5 protein-coding genes and 3 pseudogenes are annotated in these 6,540 nt (G+C 60.7%); 3 read left to right on the top strand and 5 right to left on the bottom strand.

Annotated features, from left to right (window positions below):
* Together ACR65W_RS01590 and ACR65W_RS01585 are read left to right on the top strand one after the other, a co-directional pair.
* A pseudogene (locus tag ACR65W_RS01590) lies at positions 1-185 on the top strand (ISL3 family transposase); the annotation flags it as partial.
* 52 nt (positions 186-237) lie between these two features.
* Complete coding sequence (locus ACR65W_RS01585) at positions 238-630, top strand: MarR family winged helix-turn-helix transcriptional regulator (RefSeq protein ID WP_434497876.1); 393 nt, start codon at positions 238-240, stop codon at positions 628-630.
* Positions 631-655: 25 nt separating this feature from the next.
* Here ACR65W_RS01585 and ACR65W_RS01580 read toward each other — a convergent pair.
* The 3 genes and pseudogenes from ACR65W_RS01580 to ACR65W_RS01570 form a co-directional block, all read right to left on the bottom strand.
* Positions 656-955, bottom strand: a pseudogene (locus ACR65W_RS01580) (IS110 family transposase); the annotation flags it as partial.
* Positions 956-1,053: 98 nt separating this feature from the next.
* Entirely contained in the window at positions 1,054-2,178 is a 1,125-nt protein-coding gene (locus ACR65W_RS01575) for a glycosyltransferase family 4 protein (protein ID WP_434497875.1), read from the bottom strand.
* A gap of 22 nt (positions 2,179-2,200) precedes the next feature.
* Entirely contained in the window at positions 2,201-3,262 is a 1,062-nt protein-coding gene (locus tag ACR65W_RS01570) for an NAD-dependent epimerase/dehydratase family protein (RefSeq protein WP_434497879.1), read from the bottom strand.
* 323 nt (positions 3,263-3,585) lie between these two features.
* On the opposite strand from ACR65W_RS01570, the gene ACR65W_RS01565 reads away from it, so the two are divergent.
* Positions 3,586-3,918, top strand: coding sequence for a hypothetical protein (locus ACR65W_RS01565; protein WP_434497874.1), 333 nt, complete (start codon positions 3,586-3,588; stop codon positions 3,916-3,918).
* Here the strand turns inward: ACR65W_RS01565 and ACR65W_RS01560 are convergent.
* Positions 3,843-4,088, bottom strand: a pseudogene (locus tag ACR65W_RS01560) (transposase); the annotation flags it as partial. The gene ACR65W_RS01565 and the pseudogene ACR65W_RS01560 overlap by 76 nt on opposite strands.
* A 379-nt stretch (positions 4,089-4,467) precedes the next feature.
* Positions 4,468-6,510 (bottom strand): asparagine synthase (glutamine-hydrolyzing), encoded by a 2,043-nt coding sequence (gene asnB, locus ACR65W_RS01555; RefSeq protein ID WP_434497873.1) that lies wholly within the window; start codon positions 6,508-6,510, stop codon positions 4,468-4,470.
* Positions 6,511-6,540: the final 30 nt, after the last annotated feature.

Below are 6,540 nucleotides of genomic sequence, written 5' to 3'. Positions count from 1 at the left end.
GTCTCGTCGCGTCCTTGGCTAACGGCGTCATAAAAGACAGGGCTGCTGTGCGCGCCGCAATCATATCCGCTTGGTCGAACGGACAGACCGAAGGTCAGATCACAAAGCTCAAACTCGTGAAGCGACAAATGTATGGGCGCGCAAAAATCGATCTACTCGAAGCGCGCCTCATCGGCGCGAACTGATCGCGGCCTGCATCAAATCTGCGTCAGAGCCAAATTTGCGAGCCGATTGACAATGATCGCCAGCCAATACCAGAAGACGTTCGGGCTGACGGCGCCCGAATGGCGCGTCATTGCGGTCATTGCGGAGGCAGGCGGCACTTCGCAGCTGGAAATCTGCCAGATCACCCCCATGGACAAGGTGACGGTCAGCCGCGCGGCGATGGCGCTTGCTGACCGCAAGCTGCTCGACCGGCAGACAAATCCCGCCGACAAACGGTCCCATCTCCTGACGTTGACGAAGGCTGGCGCGAAGCTCTATGCCACCATCGTTCCTCGTGCGACGGAGATGGAGCAAAGCATCTTTTCCTGTCTCTCGTCCAAGGAGCGGATGACACTCATGCACTTTCTCAGCCGCATCGACGATCACGTCGATTTGCTCAGCCAGAATGGCAGGATTGGATGCTGACCAGCCGTAACTACCCCGTTCCTGGCGCCTCGCAAATCGCCTCCGCGTCGACGGCGTCGTTCTTGCCGCGCTTGACATAGGGCTTGGTGTAAACTGGCGGCATCGGCAGCACTTTGTGGCCTATCGTCTCGAGTTCGCGCGCCCAATAATGCGCCGAACCGCAAGCCTCCATGCCAATGAGGCACGGCTCGATCTGCGAAAAGAACTCGTGCATCTTCGAACGCCTCAACTTGCGTGTGATGGCGGGGTTGCCATCATTCGCCAGCGCGTGAACTTGGAAATAGTTTTTGGCCAGATCGACTCCGATTCTGATAAACTTTTTCACGGACGGTCTCCCTCTTTGTGGTGCCCCGAGCGGCTACACCGTGGCACTATGATGCCGTTGAGGAGAGGCCGTCCACACCATCAAGATCGGCGAACTTCTTATAGACCGTCTTCCATCTGGTCCAGCATCACGGCGGTGACTTTTCTGACGTCGTATTTCTCTTCGCAAAGTTTGCGAGAAAATCCTCCCATTTCCTCCTGGATGGTGGGATTTTCGATGAACCTGGTCATGACGCGCGCCAGCGCCGGGACATCGCGCACAGGCACGATGAAGCCATTATAGCCGTCGATCACGGTTTCGCGGCATCCGGGCGCGTCGGTGGTGATGATGGCGCGTCCGGTCGCCATCGCTTCGAGCACGGTGCGCGGCGTTCCCTCGCGGTAGGACGGCAATACGTAAATGGAGGCGGCGTCGATAAACGGCCGCACGTTCCTGGCTTCGCCATGATAGGCGATGACGCCGTCCCTTACGGCATCGGGAATAAGAGTCGGGGAAATCGCGGCCGGATTGGCGTCCCTAGGGCCGACAAGATCGAACGTCGCCTCAGGATGGGCGTTTTTCACGAGCCGCGCCGCATCGACGAATTCGCGCACGCCCTTGTCGGCGACAAGACGCGAGATCATGAGGAAGTGCGCGTTTTTCGGGATCGGCGAGACGCGGAATTGATCGATGTCGATCCCGGAGCCATTGACGACAACAGGCGTGAGTCGGGCTGGAACGAGTTTCTTCTCTTGAAAAAGCGCCGCGTCATCCGGGTTCTGGAAAAACACGCCGGTGACCAGACGAAGCGTCAGAGCGTAGAGGACGGCAGCAATCGCGTGGGCAATGCCGCGCTTCAGCGAACGATCACCGTCGGTGAACGCATAGCCCAGTCCCGAAATCAGCGCGAAGCGCCGCTTCACCCCGGCGGATGCGGCGGCGAGCGTTCCGTAAATGACTGGCTTGATCGTGTAGGCGAACATGAGGTCGGGACGCACGGCCAGCATGATCCGCCGTAAGGCGAGGATGGTCCTGATGTCCCCCATCACGGAAAAGCCGGTGTTCTCGAGTGCAGCGGGATGATAATCGACGCCCCGCGCGGCGAGCCAGGCGAGTGTCGCCTCGTCGGCGGGTGGGCCGGCCGCATGAACCTCGTGGCCGCGAGAGACGAGCGCCTCGATCAGCGGACCGCGGAAATTGATCAGCGAGGACGGCAGGCCGGCGACAACCAGTATTCTTGCCATAACGTCCGCCTTCGATCAGGTTCTAGAGACCGTGATACTCGCGATACCAGTCGACAAAACGCCTGACGCCTTCATCGACGCTGGTGTGGGGCTTGAAGCCGGTCAACGACTTGAGCAGGTCGGCGCGGGCAAATGTCGCCGGCACGTCGCCCGTCTGCATCGGCAGCATGATCTTTTTGGCTTCGCGTCCAAGATGCCGCTCGATGGTTGCGACATAGGTCATCAGCCCCACGGGCTCGCCGCCGCCGATGTTGACGATGCGAAAGGGCGCGGAGGAAGACAGCGAATCGGGGCCGGCCGGCGCGCGTTTCCCGACGACGGGGACGGCGGGCAACAGCCGCGCGATGGATTCGACCAGATCGTCGATATAGGTGAAATCCCGCGACATTTCTCCGTTGCCGTAGATTTCGATCGGGCGGTCGTTGAGAATGGCGTCGACGAATTTGAACAGCGCCATGTCGGGCCGACCCCACGGTCCATACACGGTGAAGAAACGAAAAGCCGTAGTCGGCAAGTTCCAGACATGGGCGTAGGAGTGCGCCATCGCTTCCGTCGCCTTTTTTGTGGCGGCGTAAAGCGTCAGAGGATGATCCGACTGGTCTCTTTCGCCAAAGGGCATGTCCACGTTGCCGCCGTAGACCGAACTCGTCGACGCGAGAAGAAAATGCTCGGGCCGGCTCGTTCTGACAGCCTCCATGACGTTGAATGTGCCGATGAGATTCGCCTCGATATAGGCCCGCGGATTTTCGAGACTGTATCGAACGCCCGCCTGTGCGGCGAGGTGAACGACGATGTCGGGCACGAACGACTCGGCCACCCGTAAAGTTGCGGCAGCGTCCTCGAGCATGAACTCATGTGCGGTGAATGCGTTTGAAGCACGCAGGAGGGCGTGGCGGCGCTGCTTCAGGGCGACGTCGTAATAGGGCGTCATGCCGTCGACACCGCAGACGACATGCCCGTCCGCCAACAGGCGCCGCGCGAGCGAAAAGCCGATGAAACCCGCTGTCCCCGTCACCAGAATTTTCTGGCGTCCCCCGGCGGCAGGCGGCGTCCCGGACGATATGCTCTTTGGTTCCGATGAAATCACAAGACCATCGATTAGCTCGTTTTCCGCTCGCGCGGAACCGTGAGAACGATAAGACATCGCGCCAAAAAAATAAACCGGAGCAAGTTCTGATCGAAAACGTCCGTCAACTTTTTCGGAACTCGCCCTGGGGCGGAGCTACGCCCGACGTTCAAATATCCGCGCGTCGACGCTCGTCTACGAGATGCTCCATCGGCTTACTATTTTCGTCGCAACTCTTGCAAGTCAATTCCGGCGCGCTCACAGACCATATGGGGGCGAGCAGCGGCCGGGGATCGGGGGTATCCATTTTGGTTTGTTGCTCGGACCGAAGGGACCCTGACATGCGACCGACTGGAAATCCGACGCCTTCGACCGCCGCTCTCGACTACGATAGCACGAAGATCGGCGCTTTGGAGTTGAGTTCGAAGAAATGGGTGTTCGCCGTTCAGCTTCCGGGCGTGAAGAAGCATTCGCGGCATGTGGTCGAGCCGAACGGGCTGGCGCTGGCGGAATTGATCGAACGGCTGAAGTCGCGCGCTGAAAGCAACGGCCGGCCGATCGCGCGGGTGATCGTGACGCATGAGGCCGGGCGCGACGGATTGCCGTCCTTGCTTATGCCTTGCTCGCGCTCCATTTTGCCGCTCGAAAACGGCGTTCCCGTCAAGCCGGCATAGGCACCGAGCGCCTGTCGATTGCGAAACGTCCGGCAGAAAGCCTCCCGAACCAGAAGCGTCGCGCTCTCCACGCCGATTCCGCGCAAGCAGGCGAGATCGCGAATCATGCGCTCGTTGTCGTTTTCCGCCGCTTCCTTCGTCACCACGGCGTCGCGGGCTTCCTCGACGGCCTTGAAGGAACGGTGACGAAGACGGCGTAAGACGCGCTCATCGCTCCCCTTCCGGTCAAAGGTCGGCGGCCGCCGTCGATCGCCCAGGACCCTGAACAGGGCGCCGTTTCACAGAGTGGTGCCGCCGCGCAGAACTCCTCGTCCCGAATGCCGGGATCGTGGTTCGGGATTGCAAATCCCACCGGATACGAGGTTGGCGAGGAACCCCCGCCTCATGAAATCGGAGTTCGCCCGCGACCGGAAAGAAAGAGCGCAATTTTGTTGCTTGACACTGGAGCCCTCATACGAGGGCGATCGGGTGAAGAGCTTCCTCATCCTGAGGAGCGTGCGCAGCACGCGTCTCGAAGGGCGAGGAAGCCCGTTTTCGCGCATTTTTTCCTCACCCGATTCCCTTGGGCGCGCTCAGGGTCGCCCCCGCGTGTCGGACTTCGCTCGCCGAGCTTGTGCGCGGATAGCTCCGCATGGCGTCCAGCCAGGCGTTGAACATCAGAATCTGCCAAATGCGCGGCTGGGAATTGTACCTGCTGGACAGATGGTCGCTCCAAAGAGCGCGGACCTTCGCCGCGTCGAAGAGGCCATCGGACCGCAACCTATGTTCGTTCAGCAATTCCTCCGCCCAGGGGCGGAGCGACCCTCTCAGCCAATCGCCGATCGGAAGACCAAAACCCTGCTTTGGCCGTTCCATGATCGTGTTGGGGACATACTGCTCGACGAGCTTGCGCAAGATCAGCTTGCCGCGTCCCGCCTCGATCTTCATCGACAAGGGGAGCCGCCAGGCGAAGTCTATGACCTCTGGATCAAGGAAGGGTATCCGTGTCTCCAGCCCGACCGCCATGGCGGCCCGATCGACCTTTGCGAGGATGTCGTCAGGAAGATAGCCGATGAAATCCATGAACATCATCTTGTGATAAATGTCGCCGGGGAGTTCGCTCCATTGAGCGGCCCCCGGCGGATCGAAATTCCCGGCATCGGCATGCAGGATGCCTGCCGAGCCGTCGAGCCCGGAAAGAAAACCTTCGTAGAGATCGTAGTCGTCGCGCGCCGACAGGGCATTCGCGATCTTGGGAACAATCGCGGGATTGAGCGCTTTCAGCAGCCCGTGCTGATGCGTCGAGATGGAGCTCGGCAAGGACGCCACCATGGCGCCCGCCAGGGAGGTGTACGAGTTGGCCAGGGCTTTTCGCAACGGCCGCGGCAGCGCCCTGATATATTTCCAGCCCTGGGCGCTCGCGAAATAACGCTGATAACCGCCGAACAATTCGTCGCCGGCGTCTCCCGAAAGAGCGACCGTCAACTGCTCGCGCGCCAAGGCGCAAAGAATCGAGGTTGGCACCTGCGAGGAATCCGCGAAGGGCTCGTCGTAAATCATCGGCAGACGAACGATCGTATCGAGCGCCTCTCTCGAAGTCACGCGCGCTTCGATATGCTCTGTGCCCAAATGCTTCGCGACTGTCGCCGCGTGTGGCGACTCGTCGAAACGCGGATCATCGAAACCGATTGTGAAGGTCCGGATGGGCCGCGACGACTGCGCCTGCATCAAGGCGACGATGAGCGTGGAGTCGAAGCCGCCCGAAAGAAAAGCGCCGAGCGGCACATCGGCGATCATCATCCTCTTTACCGAGCGCCGCAGCAATGTATCGAGTTGAGAGACCGCCTCCGTCATGTCTCCAGCGAACATGTCGCGACGCGCTTCTCCGTAGCTTCGCGCCGCTCTCCAATATGCCCGTGGCGACGGCAGGCCACCCTGGAGATCGCCGCGCGCGATCGTCAGATAGTGGCCCGGCGGCAGCTTGTGGACGCCGCGAAAGATCGAGTAGGGCGAAGGCACCGCGAGAAAACGAAGGAATTGGCCGAGAGCCGTCGTGTCGATGGCGGCGTCGAAAGCAGGAAAGGCGCAGATGGCCCGCAACTCCGATCCGAAAACCAGCGAGCCGCGAACAGTCCCGTAATATAACGGCTTTTCTCCCGCGCGATCGCGGGCGAGCGTCAGCCGCCGCTCCTTCCGATCCCAGACGGCGATCGCGAACATTCCGTTGATACGTTTGAGCGATGCCTCGATCCCCCATGCGGAGAACGCCGCCAGCATGACTTCCGTGTCAGAGGTTCCTCGCCACGCCGGAGCACGGCCAGACGCTTCGAGATCGGCCTTCAGATCGGGAAAATTGTAAAGTTCGCCGTTATAGACGAGCACGTATCGTCCGCACGCGGAGGTCATTGGCTGGCGACCGGCCGGCGAGAGGTCGATGATCGACAAACGCTGGTGGACGAGGCCGACGCCGTCTTCAGCCATGAAGACGCTGTCCGCGTCGTCCGGACCCCGATGAGCGATAGCGGCACCCATCGCCGCCAGAGCGGCGTCCGGGTTTGATAATGCCAGAAGATTGGCGTCGCTGCCGATCAAAAATCCCGCAATCCCACACATTCACACAACCTCGCTCGGTCAAGGGCGCAA

The sequence above is a fragment of the Methylocystis sp. genome (assembly GCF_051062815.1).
Classification (GTDB): domain Bacteria; phylum Pseudomonadota; class Alphaproteobacteria; order Rhizobiales; family Beijerinckiaceae; genus Methylocystis.
The sequence above is the reverse complement of the archived record's forward strand: the minus strand, read 5'-3'. Positions and strand labels throughout refer to the sequence as shown.

Bases quoted from the DNA above. Each gene is read 5' to 3' on its own strand.
- ACR65W_RS01585 (WP_434497876.1), top strand. From the start codon at position 238: ATGATCGCCAGCCAATACCAGAAGACGTTCGGGCTGACGGCGCCCGAA.
- ACR65W_RS01575 (WP_434497875.1), bottom strand. From the start codon at position 2,178: ATGGCAAGAATACTGGTTGTCGCCGGCCTGCCGTCCTCGCTGATCAAT.
- ACR65W_RS01565 (WP_434497874.1), top strand. From the start codon at position 3,586: ATGCGACCGACTGGAAATCCGACGCCTTCGACCGCCGCTCTCGACTAC.
- asnB (WP_434497873.1), bottom strand. From the start codon at position 6,510: ATGTGTGGGATTGCGGGATTTTTGATCGGCAGCGACGCCAATCTTCTG.